This window comes from Sphingobacterium sp. SGR-19, assembly GCF_011043555.1.
Lineage (GTDB): Bacteria > Bacteroidota > Bacteroidia > Sphingobacteriales > Sphingobacteriaceae > Sphingobacterium.
On the sequence record NZ_JAAKGS010000007.1, the window covers coordinates 131,157 to 153,680 of the forward strand.

Genomic DNA, 22,524 nt, shown 5'->3' on the forward strand with positions numbered 1-22,524 from the left:
TTATGAATTCTTGCTGTAATAAGAATGTTTAGTAGGTTTGTTTTAATATTCCCGTTTCTGTTGTATGTACTGTTGTCTAATGGACAGGAGGAACCTGCCACTGTAATCCCCTTGTATAAGGAAAAGGTAAATAAAAAAACGGCAGTTGTTAGAAAAACAGGTAAACAACATGGTGTAACACTTCGTGCGCAGGTGGATGACGGTTATCCCAATCGACCATCGGATATAGAGGTAGGTATTATAGTGCCCGAAGCCGGTTGGTATGTATTGGAGACAGACGCCCTTCCTGAAGATATGGAGCGGTTGGAAAAAGAAGATAGCACGGGGAGATTAACACGTTATGCTTATTTTCAATTAGGTTCGGCACGGCTTACAAAACGTATTGTCTACGACAGTCATAGCGGTAGTAAACAAGAGCTGGGTAGATTTGAGATAACAAACAAAAATCAAAAATTAAAAATTTGGCTTCCGCAGAACTTGATTTTGAATGCCATCTGCATAAGACCATATACTCCGCCTAAGGCGCCTCCAGAAGCAGAGGAATATGTGCCTAAGGTATTACCTGGAAAAGAGAGACCGAGGTTGTGGGTGAACAGAGAGAGTCTGCCAATGGTACGCGGGAGATTACAATCGGCAGAACATACACAGGCTTGGGAAAAAGTAAAAGCCACGGCGTTGACGCCATATCCATTTCATGTTGATTCGGAGCGGGAGATGTTTTATGATGAAAAGCTGGAGCAGGTGATCGAAAAGAAAGCATTTTATTATTTAATGACGGAAGATGAAGCCATAGGTAAAGAAGCTGTCAATTTAGCAACGAAATATCTGTCGGTTCTAGAGTTTGGAAACGTGCGTTATGGTGACATAACGAGAGAGTTGGGCAGGGCGATTTATACCGGATCATTAGTCTATGACTGGTGCTATCCGCTTATCGCCGCCGAAACCAAATCCATTTTGAGAAAAAATTTAATGCGTCTTGTGCGGGATATGGAGATCGGTTGGCCACCTTTTTATGGATTAGAAAGTATCATCAATGGGCACGGAAATGAGGCGCAGATATGTCGGGATATGTTGTCCTGGAGTTTAGCGGTATATGATGAGGAACCGGAGCATTATAAATATGTCTCCTATACGATATTGGAGCAATTAGTACCTATGCGCAAATTCGAATACCAATCGCCGAGACATAACCAAGGAATCGATTACGGAGGTTATAGATTTGGTTGGGAGATGCATGCCGTATGGTTATATTATCGTATGTTGGGGTATTCGGTATTTGATGACAACATAAAGAAAATGTCTGACTATTGGTTATACATGCGTACGCCGGACGGTAAAATGTTGAGAGATGGTGATATGTTCAATGTCCAATATTCAGATGGAGAAGGGTTTTATTGGAAAAATCCGCAAACCATGCTGCTATGCTACGCTTTTTCTGGTGATCGTATGATAAAAGGTGAATTCTATAAACAAGGAGGTTTGCCGGACAATCCGGTGTTATTTTTGCTGTTGAACGATCCGAATCTACAGCCAGACTACGATCTGAGTCCACTTCCCTTAACAAAAGATTTTGGTAAGATATTGGGTTCCATGGTAGTGCGTACTGGCTGGAGTACTGAAAAAGAAAGTGGGGATGTCATTGCGGAGATAAAAGGAGGGGGGTATCATTTCGGGAACCATCAACATGCTGATGCGGGAGCATTACAGATATACCACCACGGTATTCAAGTGGGCGATTTAGGGCTTTACCTTTCCTATGGATCTCCCTATGACTTTAATTTCAACAAACGTTCGGTCGCGCACAGCATGATGTTGGTGCGTGACCCCAATGAACCGTTGTTGTTCCGTACGAAAACGAATGATGGCGGAACGCGTTTTAGCCAACGGTTTCCACGGACCGTAGATGAGGTCTTGAATGATTCTTGGTACCACACAGGTGAAATACGTGCGTCGGCATTCGGTCCAGATCCAATCCGTCCAAGTTATAGTTTTTTCAATGTCGATCTAACAGCCGCTTATTCAGCAAAGGTAAGAGCGTATAGTAAGAGCTTTCTATTCTTGAACCTCAATCGCAAAGATGTTCCTGCAGCCATAATTCTCTTAGATGAATTGGAAGCCAATAGTGTTGATTTTGAACCATACTGGCAAATTAATACCTTAGAGAAACCAACGATCCATCCGAAGGGATTTGTGCTAAAAAGTGAATTTCAAGGAAAATCCGGTACGACCTATGTTGATATGTTAAAGCCAAAAGCAATAGATCGCGAGACCATCGTGCATAGCGGAGATTCTGCTGCTTATGTATTTGGGGATCTTTATCAAGCAAAATCACCTTGGCCGGAAGCAAGAGGAACACGTATTATGGTACGTCCGAAAGAAAAAAATATACGGTCCAGTTATGCCACTGTATTTCAAATGACGGAAGAATCGGGTGCCAAGCTTCCCGTAGAATTTGTGGAAGCGGAAAACTATTATCTTTTTAAGCTTACTGATCGAATTGTCGTCATGGCAAAACCAGATCGATATATAGATGAAACAATTCAAATAGATGTTCCGGTAGGCCGGGAATATGAACTTATTTTCGTAGGACTAAAACATGGATTTTGGAATGCGAAAAATATAGTAAAAAATAGTAGCTTTAACCTGAATATTATGAAGGACAATCATACGGCCAGTTGGAAATCAACTGCTGGGGTTATTCAACTACAACCAGGTAGAGCGTATGGGGTCCGCGAAGGGGCGTATTAATTTTTTGAATAATTGTATACAATATGAGGGAAGATTCGCTTGCCAACAAGGTATATACGGAAGTACGTAAAAAAATCTTGTCAAGTCAATTAGCCGGAGGGGCCCGTTTAGTAGAAAGTGCCTGGGCAGAAAAATTAGCGGTAAGTAGGGTAGCTGTTCGCGAGGCATTTATGCGGTTGGCGGGAGAAAGCTTAGTGGAGTTTGGAGAAAAAGGCGGATGCTTTGTAAAAGATATGACTGCCGATGACGTAAAGGAAATCCGGGAATTGCGGGAACTGCTCGAAGTAGGGGCTTTAAAACTCTTATTCAAAAAGAAGAGTAAGCAGTTGGTGAAGGAATTAGAATTAATTTGTAATGATTTTACGGACATGGTCAATAAAGGGTATTATGGCGGAGCTTGTGAAGCCGATGTGAAGTTTCATGAAAAAATCATGGAAGGCACAGATAATTCCAGATTGATCAATATTTATAAAAACAGTAACATCCCTTTGTTCCACATGAAGTTGGGGGCCATTATGGGGCAGATGGAAGACTATAAAGATACAGATACAGAGCACAGGGCATTGGTGGAAGCTCTCAAAGCGGATGATTGGGAAAAAGCTTATAATACGCTAGTCCATCATTTGGATAGAGGTGAGCAGGCGGCGTTGGAATGGATGTAATCTGTGGAGTGAAAAGTGAACAAAAAAGGCTTGTTGTTACCATAACAAGCCTTTTTTTGTGCTTCCCCATTGCAGCAATGTGCCTTTTTCCGCCTCGGTAATGAGAAGGCCTTGTTTTCCTAGCGGATCCAAAGCGCAATTGGTGGGGTTATTGCCTTCTATATCAATTTCGTTAACAATTTCTCCACTGGGACGCAATACGATTATTTTTGCTGAGCCATATAGGGCGACATACAACAATCCATCCCTGTCTACCGCTATGCCGTCCGGTCCCACCGAGCCACCTACATAAGCGAATTTTTCGGACCGACTAATTGTATGTGTGCAGATGTCCCATGTCATTTTCCAAATCCACTTCGTACCCGTCTCTGCAACGAAGAAATGTTCATTATCTCTTCCAAAAGCCAATCCATTACAATAGAACATTCCGGTATACACTTTTTTTAAAGCGCCTTCTTTGGATAGACAGCAGATATATCCTTCTCCGTCTGTAAGATCACTTCCTGGACAAGTGAAAAGAAGGTTCCCGTTTGGATCAAAGCAAAGGTCGTTCGGCATTTTGAGAGGGATGTCTGCTATTTTATGTGCCAGCGTTATACAACCCTTGCTTAGTGGGTCATATTGACGAATGCTGTTTTGCTTTGCATCGCAAAACCATACTTTCCCCTTCGGATCGATGGCAATACCGTTGGGGTAGCCGCCAACAAAAATACGTGCGTAATGAGGATCGCGGTAATATACCAAGTTCCCTGCATTTTTTTCGACTAACCATACTCCGCCATCTGTATCAAATGCGGGTCCTTCAGGGAAATTCAAACCTTCAATTAATATCTGCATAGAATTATTTTAAAATTTATTTTAAATGTATACAAAAACATTGTAAATTAGTATACATTTAAAATAAGATTGACGTTATGTTTTCACTAACTTAAAAATGTTTATTGACATCATAATGTCCAATTGTAAAAAAATAATAATAGTAAAGGGTAAATGAGCATGCTAGAAAATGAAAAATCTTCCGCCATCCTGCGGGAAAATTCAAAATGGATACCGGGAGGGGTAGTTTCTTTAAACCGGAAATCTGATCCAAACATTTGTTTTGTAAAAGGGTCAGGGAGTAAGGTAACAGATATTGATGGTAATAGTTACATCGACTACCAAGCGGGTTTTGCAGCTTCTTTTTTAGGACATAATGATCCGGACATTAACGCGGCGGTGTTAAAAACACTGCAAGAACAACAAGTGTTAATGGGAGCTGGCCCTACGTTATTAGAAGGAGAGTTTGCAGAGCTTTTTTGTTCCTCGGTGCCAAATGCAGCGAGTATACAAATTACGACGACGGGTTCCGAAGCGACCTATCATGCTATACGAATTGCCCGGGCAGTAACAGGTAAAGACCACGTTATCGTTATGCAAGGTGGTTATAATGGATGGCACAACGATGTCGCTTGTAATGTTATCAGCCAAAAAGAGAACGTTGGTCCTATGCGTATAGGAGAGGAGTATCCTTTCGATTCATTGAGTGCCGGCATACCTAAAAATCACAGCGATTTAGTTCATGTTGTTAATTTTAACGACCTGGAGGGTATTCGGAATGTGGTTACAAAACATGAGGTTGCTTGTGTACTTCTGGAACCTATTCTCCAAAACGTCGGTATTGTAAAACCGCTGTCCGGCTATTTGGAAGGACTTCGGAAAATGGCAGACGACCTTGGGTTTTTATTGATTTTTGACGAAGTGAAAACCGGATTCAGACATGCACTTGGAGGATATCAGTCGCTATGTGGCGTAGAACCGGATCTCTCGACATTCGGAAAGGCGGTAGCCAATGGCTATCCCTTAGGTGTGATTGCCGGCAAAAAAGAATATATGGATTATTTTGTCCATCCGGATAAAGAAAAACGGGTGATGATCGCCGGTACTTTTAATGCTTTTCCCTTGACCACCGCTGCGGCGATAGCTACACTACAGAAACTCGGTAGTGCGGAACATCAGGTGTATGCACATGTGGAACGACTGGGAGAACTATTGGAAGCCGGTTATAACGAAATATTTCCTAAATTGGGCGTACCGTTTTATGTTGCCCGTCAAGGCTCTGCTTTTTGTATATACTTTATGGACCACGCGCCTGTCAATTTTCACGATATTTTGGACAACCACAACTTCGAATTGGATTTACAATACCGTAAAAAATTGATTCAAGAGGGAGTTTTTAATTTCCCTGCGGCAATTAAACAAGGGAGCATATCCTTTGCCCATACAGCAGATGATATTAACAGAACATTGGAAGCGACTGAACGCGTAATTAAAAATTTATAGCGAACGATGAAAATTACAGCAATTGAGACGCTAGTATGCCATGCCCGCATGCGAAATTGGATTTTTGTCAAGGTCATGACAGACCAACCCGGATTATGGGGGTGGGGAGAAGCTACATTAGAGTGGCATACTCAAAGTGTGGTCGGTGCAATCAAAGATCTATCACAACTATTAATCGGCGAAGACCCACGACGCATTGAGCATTTATGGCAAATGATGTACCGGCAGCATTTTTGGCATGGCAATGGGGTTGTTCGAGGAACTGCCATCAGCGGAATCGATATTGCCCTTTGGGACATCCTCGGTAAGATTCACAACGTACCTTGCCATGAACTTTGGGGTGGACGCGTACGTGATTATATAAGGCTCTATTGTCATTTGGGCGGAGGACGTATGGAAGATTTCTACGAAACTGCACCGGACGATGCGAAGCGATTTGGTGATTTAGCACTTCAAGCCGTAGACGAAGGGTTTACAGCCTTTAAATCGATGGCAGTACCTGAAACTATGCCGCTAGAAGGGCTCCGCCCGATTAAATACGCCGAAGCTTGTGTTCGGGCCATGCGAGACGCAGTGGGCGATGATATTGATATTATGGTGGATTGCCACGCCCGCCCGAGCCCACGCATGGGACTACAGTTTGCTAAAGCATTAGAGCCTTATGGTTTGTATTTCTTTGAGGAACCATGCTGGCCGGAAACGATGGAGGATATTGCACTCATACAGCGAGCGGTAAGCACGCCCATTGCCTCGGGCGAACGGTTAATAGGTGTCCACGCGTTTCGAGACATGTTGGAAAGACGTGCCGTCAGTGTCATTCAACCGGATATCACGCATTGTGGCGGACTTTCTGAAGCCCGTAAGATTAGTGCGTTGGCTGAAGCATATCGTGTTTCTATGGCACCACATAATCCGCAAGGGCCTGTTAGTACGGCAGCGTCGATAGAGTTGGGCTTTGCTACGCCTTCTTATATTATATGTGAAAGTGTACATAAGGATGTAGAGTGGCGTCAAGATGTGGTTTCCGAAGGGTTTACCGTGCAGGAAAAAGGCCGGATTGTATTACCTAACAAGAAACCGGGGCTAGGTATCGAGATCAATGAGGAAGAAGTGAAAAAACATCCTTTCCAACAAGAGATTTTACAACGTACATTTTATAAGGATGGAAGTGTAGGCGATTGGTAAACGTAAGATATGCAGGGATATAAGAATAAAGTAATCGTAATCAGTGGAGGTTTAGGTGATATCGGACAAGCGCTAGCGCTTGCGTTTTTGGATAGCGGAGCAATAGTTTGTGTTGGTGATCAATTCGATCTCTCGACGGCCTGTGAGAAATGGGCTTTGCTGGGATCTTCGACGGTCAACCTGCATTATGATCAAGTCGATGTGACGAATCCCAATCAGGTAGATGCATGGTTAACAAATTGCCGGGAAAATTACGGAGCTATATCGATCTGTATTCCGAATGCTGCACGTGTCACGCTTAAAGACTACCTAGCGTTGGGACACGAAGAATGGATAGCGGAAATGGACGTGAACCTCAACGGTTCTTTTTTTATGGCAAATACTTGTGCTAAATACTTTGTGGAAGATAACATATCGGGCAATATTGTGTTTTTGGGAAGTTGGGCGGCTCACGCGGTTCATAAAAATCTTCCTGCATATAGTGTTTCAAAAGCAGCTATTCGCATGCTGTGCCAATCCATGGCACTGGAATATGCGCCATATGGTATCCGGGTGAATGAAATTGCACCGGGTTATGTAAATGCAGGGCTAAGTAAAGTCGTTTGGGCTGAAAATCCTGATTTACAGGAAAAAGCAATGGCTACCGTTCCCTTGCGTACGATATTGGAAGCCGATGAAATTGCGCACCAAGTGTTATGGATGTGTTCGTCATATTGTAAACATTTGACAGGAGCATCCATCGTATTGGATGGTGGACTATCCTTAATCAGACCCTAACATGATAGCAAAGAAAGACAGTTTACGGGATGTTTACGCTGGCCTAGGAGCAAGATTTGGATTGGGAACGCGGAATATAACGCCTCCTCTTGGCATTTACGCTCGCAATTGGGGTGCAGCAAAATTTGATCAAGCCACCGGAATACACCAAGAGCTTTTGATGCAATGTCTGTATACCGAGTCGGCGGACGGGCAGGCAGCTGTTTTTTTGACGGCAGACCTCGGCTGGTGGAAAAATGCAAATGATGAAAAGAGAATCCGACAGGCACTACTGGCGCGTTTTAACTTGGAAGAGACGGATTTGATATTGGCACTTTCGCACACGCATGCCGGACCAAGTATTTGTTCTACGGACGAGGACCAGCCAGGAGGAGCTTTTATCGCACCTTATCTCGACTTTTTAAAAGACCAAGCGATTGCCTGCATAGAGGAAGCGAAGTCAGCGATATTTGATGGCCGACTGACTTGGGGATATGGTGTTTGTGATTTAGCGTGTAATCGTGATCTGCAGGTTGGAGGCGACTACTTGATTGGTTTCAATCCCATCGAAAAACCGGACCATACGTTGTTGGTAGGGCAATTACGTGATACATCCAACATTTTGAGAGGGGTAATCTGTAATTATGCTTGCCATCCAACAAGCTTTGCTCATGAAAATGAACTGTTATCACCGGATTTTGTGGGCGAGTTACGGGTAACAATTGAGCAGGCTCTCCATGTGTCTTGTCTATTTTTACAAGGTGCTTCCGGCGATCTCGCACCTAAAAAGCAATATGTCAAAGACCCTAAACTCGTGGAAGCTAATGGCAGGCAATTGGGATATGCGGTGCTGGCGACGTTGGCACAAATGGGAGATGGAGAACAGAATTGGGTTTATGATAAGGCACTGACTTCTGGTGCACCTTTAGCTTGTTGGAAATTAAAATACGAACAGGCATCTGTAGACTATAAGAAGGTAGTAGTACATGTGCAAGTGCCCTATAAGAAGTTGGATAGTGCAGCCTCCATTCTGGAAGAATATCAGAAATGTAACGATAGGGTATTAAAAGATAGGCTTTGGCGAAAATATAATACCCGGAAAACAATAGGCGATCAACAGGTGGCGGAGATACCCGTTTGGATCTGGAAAATGGGGAATGCCATTGTAGTGGCACAGGCAAATGAAGCCTACTCCGTTTACCAGATGCAAATAAGGAAAGCGTTTCCGAACCATTGTATTGCCTTTATTAATATTGCAAATGGTTATGTAGGTTACCTCGCGCCGAAAGAGTTGTATGAAAAAGATATTTACGCGGTATGGCAGAGTCCTTACGACCAAGGTAGTTTGGAAATATTGATAAAAGAAACAGAAAAGGCAATCTTAAAACTGCTAACGTATGAAATTAGACTGGATTGACATCACCATATTTGTTGTATATATTGTCGGTATCGTTTTGTTGGGGTTGTATGCTTCAAAACGTGCCTCCTCTTCGAAACGGGATTATTTTTTAGCAGGGGACAAGCTCTCCTGGTGGATGATCGGGGGCAGTATTATCGCAGCAAATATCAGTAGTCACCATTTGGTGGGTGCGATGGGGGCCGCTTATAGCCGTGGATTTGTTGCCATCACGTTGGAATGGGGCGCGATATTGATCGGTTTTAACGCCTTACTGTGGATATTTTTGCCTTTTTATATTCGAAATGGATTTTATACGGTCCCGGAATACCTCGAAAAGCGATATGGGAATGCAACACGTGTTTTATATGCAATTTTAATTTTATTTACATATGTATTTGTAGAGATCGGAGCGGTACTTTATTTAGGTGGGCTTTCACTACATGCCCTTTTTGGTATTCCTATTTTGCATAGTATCTTCGGAATGGCCATTTTAACGGGGTTATATACAGTATTGGGAGGCTTGCGGGCCGTGATCTGGACAGAGATGGTACAGCTCGCGATATTGGTGCTTGGTGGGATTGTGCTCACATTTGCCACGATAAATGCTGCTGGAGGATTTCAGGCGGTCGTCGATTCTACGCAAGATTGGAAGATGTTCTATCCCGCTTCCGATCCGGATTTTCCGTGGACGATGTATTTGGGAGGTTTGTTGTGTATCAGTATATTTTATTGCGCAACGAACCAATTTATTGTACAGCGCGTGTTAGCTGCAAAAAATGAATGGCACGGGAAAATGGGCGTTATTTTCGGTAATTATCTCAAATTTTTCGTGCCGTTGATTATTACCATCCCCGCTTTGGTCGCACCTAAATTTTTACCGCCATTAGATCAGCCGGACTTGCTTTTCGCTACCTTGGTGGAAACATTGCTACCAAAGGGATTGATAGGACTGGTGATGGCGGGATTGATCTCGGCAATCATGTCGCATATTTCAGGGGCTATCAATTCTTGTACAACGATATTGACGGTCGATGTCTATAGCCAATATATAAACAAGAATGCAACGGATGAAGAAGCTATTCGATTTGGCAAGCGCTCAGGTGTTGCCATTATTATATTGGGTATCCTAAGTGCCGTTGTTCTGATCGGCTATTCAGACAAACCGGTATTCCTGTATCTCATGAATCTCTATGGGCTCTTTACACCTGGTATCGCGACGATGTTTCTCATGGGGGTATTCTGGAAACGCACAACCTCCCAGGGAGCATTAGCTGCTGGGTTGTTGACGATACCTTTGTCATTGATAATGGAATTTGCATTCCCCGATATGCCTTTTTTTAATAGAACGGGTATTGTATTTTGGGCATGCATGATGACATGCGTTGTCGTTAGTTTATTTACCCCGGCCGTTTCAGGAGCACGCTTACATAACTTGGTGCTAACGAAAGGGAGCTTTCAGCTTTCCGAAGCCGAAAAAATACAGAACCGCGGACTGCGTAATCCGACACTTTGGTGGTTAATCATCACGTTATTGGTACTGTATTTTTATGTTCGATATTTTTAGACTTATGGTGTATATCTCCATAAGTCTGTATGTTTCCGAAAATACAAATGTCCGTGACGATCCATGACCAAAAGCCCGGCTCCTTCGTGTAAATAGGTAATATCCTTCGTTTGAGCATCTACCTTAAATAATTGATTATTTACTGTGCCATACACATCTCCGGATGGATGGACGACCATAAAGGCACTACGCCATATATGCGTTCCCATAGGTGCTGGTTCGTATAGATAGTGCGTATCGATAAGCTGTTTTTTTTGTTGATCGAAGATAAATAATTTACCCCCGGCAACGCCCCACAGATGACCGTCCGGTCCTTCTATCAGTCCGGTAACGGCAGGTGCTCCTGATACCGGAAAAAATTCATATACTACCTCCGCGCGATCAATATCCCAACAGAAAATAATTCCTTCTTTCGTATTCGGTTTCACACCCAATCCGCCCGAAATCGTCGTTCCTATCCACAATTTACCTTGCAAATAAACCAAACTACTAATTGCCTGGTCGGCTATAGGGATGCCATGTGAAAACAAAGTGTCCCGTGTGGCATCAAATTCCAGTAGCGCTCCGCCAAGTTTTCCGTATTCGGGTATCATGCCAAAAAACATCTTTTGGTGATCTTTGGCTTCAGCGATGGCAAAGGGACGGCTTTGTCCTTCGGCACTGCCTAACGCTACTGGATTACCTGATTCAGGATGCCAGGGATTTTCCGTATCGAAACGGTAAATACGGCCTTTTGGATAAATGCCGAAGAAAATATGGTTTCCCATGGTCGCCATACCTTCTGTCTGTTCTAATCCTCTGTATTCTGTCGTGATACCCGTGTTAGGGTCGTATGCAGCATGTCCTCCTGCTAAATAACCTCCCGTCCATATTTTACCATCAGGACCGGAATGTATCGATTGGATAGGTATCGGTTGCCTCGGAATTGAAAGCTTATCCTTTGTTGCTTTTTTGTTTAACATATTATAACTCCATAACTCTCCGTCAGCATTCAGCATATAAAGCACTTCGTCCTTTATCCAAAAGGCATTGGCACTTCCAACTTTCTTAAGCAATTGCTGTGCTTTCTCGATTGGTTGAGTTGGATCAAAGGAGCGAAGCTCGCCGTAACTCGTATAATACACGTGTTTATTGATATCGGTAGCCACGGCTTTGAGATCCATCCCCTTAATCTCCTGTTCTACGGTATGGGTACGGAGATTGTATAGCAACGTCTCGCGTCCGGATGTCAGCAACACGAGCAAACGATCTCCTCCCGCTATATCGGGGATAAGTTGTAGGCTATAAACAAACTCTTTATCCTGATAATCTGGGGGCAATAAGCTCCGGGTTTTGCTTGTGCGGGGATCCAGTTCCAAGAGGTGGGCACGAGAACCGACACCGGCATACAACTTATCGGAGCCTCTATGGTAAACTAAACTTCGGACATAATTTTCTCCAGATACAAGTTCACCCCCTCCGACATCGGAAAAGCCCATATCGGGGTGGTAACGGAAAACCCGGCATCCGGGATAGGTCGCCCCGAATACTTCATTATCCTTTCCCGCGGCGAGATTCCACACATACGTTTGGCCAGGGAGCACCTCACCTAAGTCTTCCACACGCTGGCTACCGATCTGATGTTTGAAAAGCGCCCCATTTGCCCCTGGGATGTACAACAAACCATTGTCTGTGCTTACCATATCCCAAGCTCCATCGGCATGGGGCAATGGTAAGTTGATTCGGAGTGCTTTGCTTTCTAGGTCATATCCAAGCAGGTGAGCAGGTTCTCCCCGAACAACGGTATACAGCCAGTCGTTCCCCGCACTGTCGGTAACAAACATGCTCCCTTGGATCATCGTGGCAGTCAATTGTGGACCAATACGCTCAAATTTTCCTTTTTGAGCTATTACGGGTAACACCATACAAGAGAGCGATATAAACCAGAGAGAGAGGATATAGCCCATGGCACAATACTGTTTCTTTCTATTTGTGATGATCGACTGCATAATTATCTAAGGTTTATCAATTCGGGAAATGCAACATCTTCTATCATGTCATAAGGTAAACGATATACATTGCCTTCCTTATCCGCAAAATGTAATCTGGATATCGATTTTTCCCGACCATGTCCATCAGCCCAAAAGGCATAAAAATCTGGATGTACATTTACCGGACGTCTGGCATAGGAGTGGTTATATACACTTTTTTTTGTCAGTGCTTTTTTTCGCCAACGTTTGCCTTGATTGTGACTTGTCCACATCACCATCTCTCCTCCGGTATTATAGCGTTGAGGTCCCTTGTCTGTCGGACCTACAATGTGCCAAACCCCATTCTGATCGATATATAGCGAACCCATATCGTAGTTGTTGTCAGAGGAGGTTACCGGTTGGGTGACCCAATCCTTGCCTGTAAAATGTGTGGTGTACCATTTCCGCTTTCCGCTTATCGGTCCAGAGCGATATCCTTTACTCGTGACATACAGAATAACCGGATAACCCTGCTGGTCGTAGGTCAAATCATTTATGTACACATTAAGTCCCTTTTGAGCGTAGTCTTTCACCAACGCTACATGGTCGACAGCATCAATAGGTAAAGAAACGACAGTACCATCGGCCGTTTGCCAAGTTTCTCCAAAATCCCTGGTCTCCAAATAGTACAAATTTGTTCGGTAATTTAAACCACTTTCACCGACTTTATACGGATGGTAGTTGAATGTGGTACCAATAATACGGTCGTCTGCCTGTCCACTCGTTTGATAATGTCCTTCTTCAATGAAAGCGATATCATTCCATGTACCATAAGATACCCCATCTTTACTGCGCATAAAGCTAATAGTACGGCGTATTTTATCCGGTTGATTAGGCACTACGTTTACATCGTAATGCGTAAATAGATTCAAAAATCCTTTGCCCTTTTGATACCAGCTTTGCAGATAAGAGAAATTATCGAGGGGTAGGGGTGCACTATCGACGATCTTGGTGACCTGCACCAGCTCAAACGTTGTAATATCATACGGGCGTATACTTCGATGGATAAACGAAGGCCTATTGGTACCGTTTGATGTAGAAAATAACCATATATATCCTTGGTCATCCACGTTGATAACCGGGTTGTCGTGGGCATTATCTGTTTGTTTATCCAAGACAATCGTAGGGCGGGGCACCGTGCCGGTTTCATGGTCATAATAAGAGACCATGTGCAGCAAGGTTTTCCCCTCTTTATCCGTCCCTCCGTAACAAAAGAACGTTTTGTTTACCTTTTCGACGTACACCGAGAATGGGTAGTGGTTCGCCGGATATGTTCCCAAACCTCCGCTGTATTTATATACATACTGATCTCCGGAAGGTTGATTGCTGTACCATATACCCCGATAACCATCATCGCGAATATTTAAGGTCTCTATATCTTGGGCCATTAACATCTTACACCCCCAGAACAGTGAAAAAAGCACTACAAAAATGCGCATACCCAGATATCTTTTAATCATATTGCGGATTTTGTGTCATCAAATCAGGATTAATTTCTATTTGACTGTTCGGAATCGGAAACAGCGCGTGGTAGGACTGCATACCGAGCGACTGCAATACCGGATATGCGCGGTCTGTCCGAATCAAATCAAACCAACGATGTCCTTCAAACGCTAACTCTACCCGCCGTTCTTGTTCAATAGCCAACCGAAAGGATGCCTGATCGGGAATTCGGAGTGCGGGATCTGCATGGTTACTGCTTTTCGCTAAAAGATTGGCTCGTCCTCTGATTTGGTTGAGATAATTAAATGCTTCCCCATCTGGAACATAGCTTTGTTCATTAAGTGCTTCGGCATACAGTAAAAGGACATCTGCATACCGGAGTACAATCCAATTGTTTTCACCATCCAGATAAGCGGCCGGTTCGCCGAGATATTTAGCAACGTAGTTATGTTCCACGGTATTACCATTCAGTACATAGCTTGTTCGCATCGAAACATCTTTACGGGAATCTCCGTCTTCATAGGCATTCCGCATATCGTCAGTAGGTATGTTTTGCCCAAGCGGATTTCCCATTACGGTAACAGCGGTACCCGAGCCAATCGGTGCAAATTGATTTGTAAAGGGGCTTCCTTCTCCCGAAGCACTTTTTTTGAACTGCACCTCAAATATCGATTCCGGGTTATTCTTATTATTTACATCAAATATGCTGGCATAGTCAGGTAGCAATTGATATTTGTTCAACGCTGTTTCATCAATTACCTCTTTGAGTTTCTGCGCCGCGAGGCTCCAGCGTTTTTGGGTGATGTACACTTTCCCGAGCAGGGCCATGGCAGCTCCTTTTGTGGCGCGTCCAATGTCTACATTTTCATACGCATAAGGCAAAGTTTCCTCAGCATCCTGTAGATCTGCAATGATCTGTTCGTAAACCGTTTCAGCAGGTGTTCGTCTGTAGTTGTAACCCTCTTGAGGATTTTCGATGACTTCTAACACAAGCGGTACATCGCCAAAAATACGAACCATGTTGAAGTACATTAATGCCCGAAGAAATTTCGCCTCTCCTGTATAGCGCTTTTTCAGCGTTTCATCCATTTCGACTGTGCTAATTTTTTCGATGACAACATTCGCATATTGGATACCTTGATAATGCGCACTCCAGGTGCTGCTGCTAATGGTGTTGAAGGCGTTGTTCTTGAATTCGTCCACTTCTTGTAGATTTGCACCGGCATTAGGATTGGGGATCCACGTGTTATCAGAGCGTAAATCCCCAATTACATGCATGGACGAATAGTACATTCCGCCATACTGTAGTGTTCCGTATACGGCGGTAAGTGCGTTTTTCATGTCTTCACCAGTTCTATAAAAGGTGTTGCCGTTCATCTGCGAGATAGGAGCCAGATCTAAAAAATCTTTACAGCCGCTCAGTGTGCATATTATCATCGCTCCTGCAACAAAAAAACTCTTGATACTTTTCATGTCATTCAGGTATTTAAAATCCAACATTTAAACCAAACATAAACGTCCGTGCCAGCGGATAACCGCCGGCATCGACACCGGGAACCAATGTGCTTCCACCCTGGATACTCACTTCGGGATTATACCCCTCATAATTTGTCCAGGTATACGCATTCTGCACGGTAAAACTAAGTCGTGCCTGGGATAATCCAGCTTTCTGTACCCATCCTACTGGTAGCGCGTAGCCCAAGGTGATGTTGCGCAGGCGCAAATACGAGCCGTCTTCCACAAATAGAGAAGTTACATTGTTCACCAAGTTACTTCCGGGAAATGCTCCGAAATTGCGATCAACCATCGGCGACATACCGTTGCCCGGCTCTTGTTCAGAACGCCATCCTTGAGACGCACTGCGTAATACATTATAGGAACCCGCATAATTGCCATAATACCGCCTAGCCATATTTAATACTTCAAATCCTTGAACACCTTGTAAGGTAAACGAGAAATCGACATTTTTATACGAAAATGTATTGGTCATACCATAGGTGAAATCCGGAAATGGACTCCCGAGGATCGTTCTGTCGGCACTGGTGATACGTCCATCTCCATCAATGTCGGCAAACTTGAGCCGGCCGGGTTTGGATTCCCCTTCAATCGACGGGTTGTTGGCAACGTCTGCTTCGTTTTGGTAAATACCGATTACCTCATAGCCATAAAAGCTACCCGGCTCATCCCCAAGACGTGTAATGTGGGTTGGCGCATTGGCCGAAGTCACTTGCCTGGAAATAATAGGCGACCCGTCAGGCCCTAATCGTAGCACCTCGACCTTATTGGTGGAGAGGTTAAAATCAGTCGTCCATTTAAACGCATTGACCATATTTCGGGTTAATACCGTAAATTCTAATCCTTTATTCTGTATCTCGCCAATATTTTGCAAGGCATTCCCGTAGCCTGTCAAGGTGGGAATAGGCACATTCAACAAGAGATCGGATGTTTTCTTATTATAATAATCGATGGTAAGAGATAATCTGTTACTCATTACCGATGCCTCTAACCCAACATCCAACTGATGGTTTTTCTCCCAACCCAACAAACTATTGGGGATGTTGGCTAAACGTGTACCATTTATCAACGTGCCGCTTCCGCCACCAAAGACGTAATTCTCTATCCCAGTCAGTCCGATGTGACCGTAGTTACTGATAAAATTATTTCCCGTCGCGCCATAACTTGCCCGTAAACGAAGGTCATCTAACCAATTCACATTTTGTAAGAAGGCTTCTTCGGATAGACGCCATCCCACAGAAACGGAAGGGAAGGAACCCCATTTATTGTTTGCTCCGAAACGGGAAGAACCGTCTTTTCGCATCGTGGCCGTCAATAGATACCGGTCGTTGTAACTGTAGTTAATACGGGCGAGATAGGATAGTAACGCCCATTCTTCCTGTGTCGTCACCGCATTGGTAATCAATCCCGCCGCATTGATCGTTTTGATGTGGTCATTGGCATAGTTTGTCCCAGCCATGCTGCTGTAGTCGATATACTCCTTTTGCGCAGTATACCCCAATAGGGCATCCAGGCTGTGCTTGTCAATCTTTTTAGTATAATTCAAGGTAAATTCCGCTAACCAATTTTTGGTTTCGTTTGTAATAGCTGTTGCTGTAGGCACCTTAACGGCGTTCACGCTATTGGGGTTAACGATAGACGGACTAAACTGGTTTTCTCTGAAATTTCGGAAATCTGTTCCTAATAAGGTCTTAAAGCGAAGCCCATCGACGATATCGACTTCGGCAAAAGTAGTCCCCAGCAAACGTAGTGTTCCTTGCTTATAATACGATTCTTTTGCAAGTTTTACCGGGTTATCCACTTCACTCGTACCAATGCCCAAACCGGTGATTTTGGTGTAATCACCATAGGCGTCATAAGGTGTCAAGAATGGAGCAGCTGTTATGGCCGACTGTACAATTCCGCCCACTTGCCAATTTCCCTCGGCATTGACCAAGTTATTGTAGGTATAAGAAGGTGTTAGATTTGCCCCGATTCTCACTCGGTCGTGTATTTTTGATTCGATATTGATACGGAAGGAATACCTGTCCATTCCAGAATTTAGGATAATTCCATCCTGCGATAGATAGCCGCCGGAAATGAAATATTTTGTCTTCTCGTTTCCGCCCGAGAAATTCAGCTGGTAATTGTGCATCATAGCAGAGCGAAATATTTCACGTTGCCAATCCGTCCCTTTTCCCAAAGCATCAGGATCATTCGTCATTTCCGGCAATAGATACATCACATTATTGATCCGGTCGGAATTGGGATCAGAAGCCGATCTTCCTGCTCCGGAATTTACCCAGGCATTGTTACGTGCTTCGTTGACATATCGTGCGTATTCGCTGGCGTTAAGTAAATCCAGATACCGTTCTACGTTTTGTACACCAGAGTTGAGTGAAAAATCCATTCTGGAAACGCCGGCTTTTCCCGATTTGGTGGTGATGAGTACAACACCGTTAGATCCGCGTGAACCATAAATAGCGGTCGCTGAAGCATCTTTTAAAACCTGGATGTTCTCGATGTCGGTCGGGTTGATTGTGTTTAGTGGATTGTTTGTCTGGTTATAGTCATTCGTTACCGGAAAACCATCTATCACATACAAGGGATCGTTTCCCGCACTAAGAGAACCCGCACCTCTTATACGTACGGATGAACCGCCTCCCGGAGCTCCTGTAGCCTGACTGACCTGAACGCCTGCCAGTTGACCTGCCATCGCATTATCCAGCGATACCACAACCTGTTTTTCTATTTTTTCTGCCGCTAAAGAGCTAATGGCTCCTGTGATATCTTTTCGCTGCTGTGTACCATATCCGACGACCACTACTTCATTTAAGCTTTGGTTATCCAACGAAAGTGTGGTCTGTATTTGTGTTCGTCCGGCAAGGACAATCTCTTGATTTTTATAGCCTGTATAGACAATTTCTAAAATCGCTCCTGTAGGGATATCATGTAATGTAAAGTTGCCGTCTCCATCGGAGACTGTCGCATTGTTGGTCCCTTTAATCCTAACCGTCGCACCGGCTAATGGTTGTCCCGATTCGTCAAGTACCCGGCCGCCTACAGATGATTGCTGCTGTATAGTTCGTGCTGCAGGCACTACTTTCTTATTGATGACGATGGTTTTGTTATCAACCTCGTACGCAAACGGCTGGTTTTTTAGGCATGCACGAAGGGCTTCTTCCAATGTCGCGTTGTTTAAATTGACCGTGACAGGAGGAGCTTCTTTTACGTCGTCATATTTGTAAAAGAAAAAATGCTTACTCTGTTTACCGATTGCCTTCAGAACATCTTCCAATGGCTTATTCTTGGCTTGTAAGGTGATAGTTTGCGAAAACGTATTTGCGCTGACACCGAAACAACAAACGATAATTAATAGTATGGTTAGTTTCATAACTACGAATAACTTGAGGAGGCCATATCCGAAATATTGTCGGATTTCACCAAAAACATTTAAATTCATATTTTTGTAATGTTTGGGTTAACAGATAGTTGAATACACACAGTATATCGCTCGTATGATTAGCCGAACATTTCTTCTGACCGTGGTGCGAACACGGTCAGTTTTTTATCCAGCATTCTCGTACTGCTTTCATAAATTATTGTCTGACGTTTATCTTTTCATATGTTATCAATGTTAGGTTTATATTCATTGTATAGGCTGTCTAGTTGGAAATAATCACCTTTCTTCCTTCTATGAAAGCGTTTATTTTTCCTAATCTCAATACTCGCAGCATTTCTTCAATATCTTCTGAGCGGTTTATTTCCCCCACAAACAGATCGTTGCTTACTGCACCTCGGTATTCTACCTCCACATTATACCAGCGTGCCACCTGCCGCATAATCGTTTGGATATTCGCTTTTTCAAACTTAAAATACCCCTCTTTCCACGCTATAAATTCCTCTGTGTCCACCGCTTCGACGATGATTTTATCGCCTAAAGAAGATAAAATTGCTTGCTGTCCGGGACGTAGAACTTTACTCGTATGCGACAGCTCCTGGGTCCCTTCTGCCAATTTGGTTATACGTACGGAACCCTCCACCAAGGTGGTCTTACACGTTGTCTCTTCTTTATACGTGTTGATATTAAAATGTGTACCCAAGACTTCGACAACTTGGTTATCCGATATTACCTTGAACGGTTTGTCACCCTTCATCACTTCAAAATAAGCTTCTCCGTTCAGGTGTACAGCACGTTCATGAGCGGAGAACGACGTTGGAAAACGCAGTGAACTTGCCGCATTTAGCCAAACTTTTGTTCCGTCTGCCAATACCAATCGGTATTGACCACCTTTAGGGGTGGCAATGGTATTTTCCACTGGTGCACTTCCTTCTACGGCGCGATATTGCAATTCGCCGTCTGCCGTTTTTTCAATCTGCACCCCTTTCTGCTCGGAGACCATACCCTTTTGTACATCATTTAGTACAATGGATGTTCCATCTGCTAAGACAAGTATAGCGTCGTCTTTTCCCGGCGTGATAAGCATAGATGCTGGCTCTTGGTTAACCTTTTTTTGTTCTGCGATATCATGTTCTTGTCTTCCGATGAGCCAAAACGCACCGATACCGATCACAACAGCCAATAATGCAGCTATAACTAATTTATAATTTATCTTTCGGTTGCTTCTTGTCAATATCGGGTGGGAAGGATTCTCCTTTTCTTCCAACTTTTTGTCAATGTCTAGCTTAATGGCATCGCCCAATCTCTTTTTGGCTTCGCTATCGACGCGCTTAAATACATCTTCCTTTAGCTCAAAAAGTTGATAGTAAGCACAGAGGAATTGCATTTCTTCATCGGACGCCTTTCCGTTGTTATACTTGTCTAGAATTTTCAAAAACGTTTCTTTTTCCATTTTTATTTTAATTAGAGGACAAGCCCTCTTTATCTATATAAGACCGCTGATCTTCCAAAACTCCCATGCATTTTTGATTTTTATCAAAGTTTCAGTAGCAAGAAGATCAGTACGGCATACAGCATATCACGCAACTGAGCTATGCTCTTTCCCAGTTGGTTCTGTACCGTTTTGCGTTTGATGGCCAACCGTTCTGCAATTTGGATGGTCGATAAATCTTCGTGAAATCTTAATTTAAAGATTTGTTGCTGTGCTTTTGTCAGTTTAGCAATGAGTGATTCATAATGCACGATAAATTCCTTTTTTAGGATAATCGCATCGGCTTGATTATCTGCTACCGCCAGTTGGTCTAAAAGTTCTGGTATAGGCACAAATCGCCCAGAAACAGCCATGTGCTTGAAGACCCTATTACGTACTGCGGTGTAGAGATATGCACTGAGATTACTAATAAACATTTCTTCCTTACGTAACCATAACTGCAAGAATATATCCTGGACAATATCACGGGCCACATTTTCATCGTCCGAACGCTTATACGCGGCCGTATAAATCAAGCTCCAATACTTTTGATAAATAGCATCAAAAGCCCGTGAATCGCCTCCCCGTAGCTTTTCGACGAGTATTTTATCGTTATCTTTTTCTCCTTGAGGTTTAAACATGGTCAACACTATTGTTAAATCATATGCTATCTTTTTTACTCACTATGTGTATGATCTTTTTGTTGTCTAAATCGATGCAGTGCTTCTAAAAAGTAATAATCGGCATAAATTAAGGGTACATCAACCTCGTTTTTACTAGGAAAGTTACCGGTACTGTGTTTGAGGAGATAGTAAGGGTTCGATTGTTCGGCATTCAAGTATGGTTCTGAGGCTAATGTAGATAATATTTCATGTGCGGCATTTTTATATTTATCCCGCTTTCCAGCATCGGCATATTCACATAGCTCTAACAGCGCAGAAGCTGTGATGGCCGCAGCAGAGGCATCACGTGGTACTTCCATTTCTTGGTGATAATCCCAATCCGGGTGATACCCTTCCTCTCCAACATTAAAATCCCAATAAGGAATCTTGTCATCTGGAAGATTGGGGTGGTCTAAAAAGAAATCTGCCATACCTACTGCTGTACTTAAAAACCTTTTATCCCCAGTTTCGCGGTACACCATGGTAAAACCATAAATACCCCATGCTTGTCCGCGTGCCCATGTAGAATTATCCGAAAAGCCCTGTAAAGTTTGCTTATGTAGCACTTTTCCTGTGATGGGATCGTAATTGACAACATGAAACGAACTATAGTCTGGACGGACATGATGGGCCAGCGTTTGCAACGCGTGGCTAATCGCGATGTCTCTAAAGGAGGAATCTTTCGTAACCTTGCTGGCATAGAATAATAACTCCAAATTCATCATATTGTCCATAATGACTGGAAATTCCCAAATATTGATATCTCCTTTTGATTTTCGTGTATTCCAAGATTGGATGCTACCCACCTGTTCATTGTAGCGTTGGCAGAGTGACTTGGCAGACTGTACTAAAATTTCTTTATAGCTTGGGGCATCTAGAAACCTGATGGCATTACCATAACTACAGTACATCATGAAGCCTATGTCGTGATGCGCTGTATTATATTGATTCGATGTTAGAGATTCCGTCCATCTGATGGCTTCTATTTTCCATTTTTCGTCTTCGGTATATTCATACATATACCACAAAATACCCGGCCAAAACCCGCCTGTCCATTCATCAATCTGTAGATATTTTATAGATCCGTCGGGATGGAGGGAGTGTGGATAATCTTCTAGGTTATCTGCGGTAGTTTTTAATAAATTGTCATAAAGTGGTATTGCCTTATTAAAGCTTCTTTCTATTAAGGTCCCGTTGTTTTGTCGAGAATCACAAGACATCGCTGTGATGATCAACAACAAACAACTAAGATAAAAGAATTTGTTCATAGTCTTCATATTATAAATGTGCTATGGAGTGCAATAGCTTCCATTTAATAAAGACCCTTATCAGAAAGAAAATCCCATATTTTTTTATTTTTTTCTTACTTAGGCATAATTTCCTTTTACAATCGATGTGTTTCCGCTGTTTGA

At 43.3% G+C, this 22,524-nt stretch carries 15 protein-coding genes; 7 read left to right on the forward strand and 8 right to left on the reverse strand.

The window, feature by feature from the left end; genetic code table 11:
• The first annotated feature begins 24 nt into the window (after positions 1-24).
• Positions 25-2,748 (forward strand): hypothetical protein, encoded by a 2,724-nt coding sequence (locus tag G5B43_RS13900; protein WP_165295406.1) that lies wholly within the window; start codon positions 25-27, stop codon positions 2,746-2,748.
• A gap of 23 nt (positions 2,749-2,771) precedes the next feature.
• Positions 2,772-3,410, forward strand: a complete 639-nt coding sequence (locus G5B43_RS13905) for a GntR family transcriptional regulator (RefSeq protein WP_148919352.1) — start codon at positions 2,772-2,774, stop codon at positions 3,408-3,410.
• A gap of 36 nt (positions 3,411-3,446) precedes the next feature.
• On the opposite strand, the gene G5B43_RS13910 is transcribed toward G5B43_RS13905, so the two are convergent.
• On the reverse strand, positions 3,447-4,247 hold the full coding sequence (locus tag G5B43_RS13910; protein WP_165295407.1) for an SMP-30/gluconolactonase/LRE family protein: 801 nt from the start codon (positions 4,245-4,247) through the stop codon (positions 3,447-3,449).
• A gap of 153 nt (positions 4,248-4,400) precedes the next feature.
• On the opposite strand from G5B43_RS13910, the gene G5B43_RS13915 reads away from it, so the two are divergent.
• From G5B43_RS13915 to G5B43_RS13935, 5 genes are read left to right on the forward strand one after another with little or no spacing between them, the layout of a single operon-like run.
• Positions 4,401-5,729, forward strand: a complete 1,329-nt coding sequence (locus G5B43_RS13915; protein WP_240904870.1) for an aspartate aminotransferase family protein — start codon at positions 4,401-4,403, stop codon at positions 5,727-5,729.
• 6 nt (positions 5,730-5,735) lie between these two features.
• Positions 5,736-6,914: a galactonate dehydratase gene (gene dgoD, locus G5B43_RS13920; RefSeq protein WP_165295408.1), complete on the forward strand. Its 1,179-nt coding sequence runs from the start codon at positions 5,736-5,738 to the stop codon at positions 6,912-6,914.
• Positions 6,915-6,923: 9 nt separating this feature from the next.
• The gene (locus G5B43_RS13925; RefSeq protein WP_165295409.1) at positions 6,924-7,691 is read left to right on the forward strand and encodes an SDR family NAD(P)-dependent oxidoreductase; all 768 of its coding nucleotides are present in this window, start codon (positions 6,924-6,926) and stop codon (positions 7,689-7,691) included.
• Between the two features lies 1 nt (position 7,692).
• On the forward strand, positions 7,693-9,087 hold the full coding sequence (locus G5B43_RS13930) for a neutral/alkaline non-lysosomal ceramidase N-terminal domain-containing protein (RefSeq protein WP_165295410.1): 1,395 nt from the start codon (positions 7,693-7,695) through the stop codon (positions 9,085-9,087).
• Positions 9,068-10,633, forward strand: a complete 1,566-nt coding sequence (locus tag G5B43_RS13935; RefSeq protein WP_165295411.1) for an SLC5 family protein — start codon at positions 9,068-9,070, stop codon at positions 10,631-10,633. The genes G5B43_RS13930 and G5B43_RS13935 overlap by 20 nt, the downstream gene beginning before the upstream one ends.
• Positions 10,634-10,635: 2 nt before the next feature.
• On the opposite strand, the gene G5B43_RS13940 is transcribed toward G5B43_RS13935, so the two are convergent.
• The 7 genes from G5B43_RS13940 to G5B43_RS13970 all read right to left on the reverse strand — a co-directional run bounded on the left by G5B43_RS13940 (position 10,636) and on the right by G5B43_RS13970 (position 22,380).
• Entirely contained in the window at positions 10,636-12,621 is a 1,986-nt protein-coding gene (locus tag G5B43_RS13940; RefSeq protein ID WP_165295412.1) for a hypothetical protein, read from the reverse strand.
• A gap of 2 nt (positions 12,622-12,623) precedes the next feature.
• A complete protein-coding gene (locus G5B43_RS13945) occupies positions 12,624-14,102 on the reverse strand; it encodes a BNR-4 repeat-containing protein (RefSeq protein WP_206367362.1) in 1,479 nt (492 codons plus the stop codon).
• Positions 14,095-15,558 carry a RagB/SusD family nutrient uptake outer membrane protein gene (locus tag G5B43_RS13950; protein WP_165295413.1) on the reverse strand — a complete coding sequence of 488 codons (1,464 nt, stop codon included), beginning with the start codon at positions 15,556-15,558 and terminating at the stop codon, positions 14,095-14,097. The genes G5B43_RS13945 and G5B43_RS13950 overlap by 8 nt, the downstream gene beginning before the upstream one ends.
• A gap of 13 nt (positions 15,559-15,571) precedes the next feature.
• Positions 15,572-19,042 carry a TonB-dependent receptor gene (locus tag G5B43_RS13955; RefSeq protein ID WP_165295414.1) on the reverse strand — a complete coding sequence of 1,157 codons (3,471 nt, stop codon included), beginning with the start codon at positions 19,040-19,042 and terminating at the stop codon, positions 15,572-15,574.
• Between the two features lie 202 nt (positions 19,043-19,244).
• Positions 19,245-20,432 carry a FecR family protein gene (locus G5B43_RS13960; protein WP_165295415.1) on the reverse strand — a complete coding sequence of 396 codons (1,188 nt, stop codon included), beginning with the start codon at positions 20,430-20,432 and terminating at the stop codon, positions 19,245-19,247.
• 83 nt (positions 20,433-20,515) lie between these two features.
• Positions 20,516-21,091 (reverse strand): RNA polymerase sigma factor, encoded by a 576-nt coding sequence (locus G5B43_RS13965; RefSeq protein WP_165295416.1) that lies wholly within the window; start codon positions 21,089-21,091, stop codon positions 20,516-20,518.
• Between the two features lie 35 nt (positions 21,092-21,126).
• Positions 21,127-22,380: a glycoside hydrolase family 88 protein gene (locus tag G5B43_RS13970; RefSeq protein WP_206367363.1), complete on the reverse strand. Its 1,254-nt coding sequence runs from the start codon at positions 22,378-22,380 to the stop codon at positions 21,127-21,129.
• Positions 22,381-22,524: the final 144 nt, after the last annotated feature.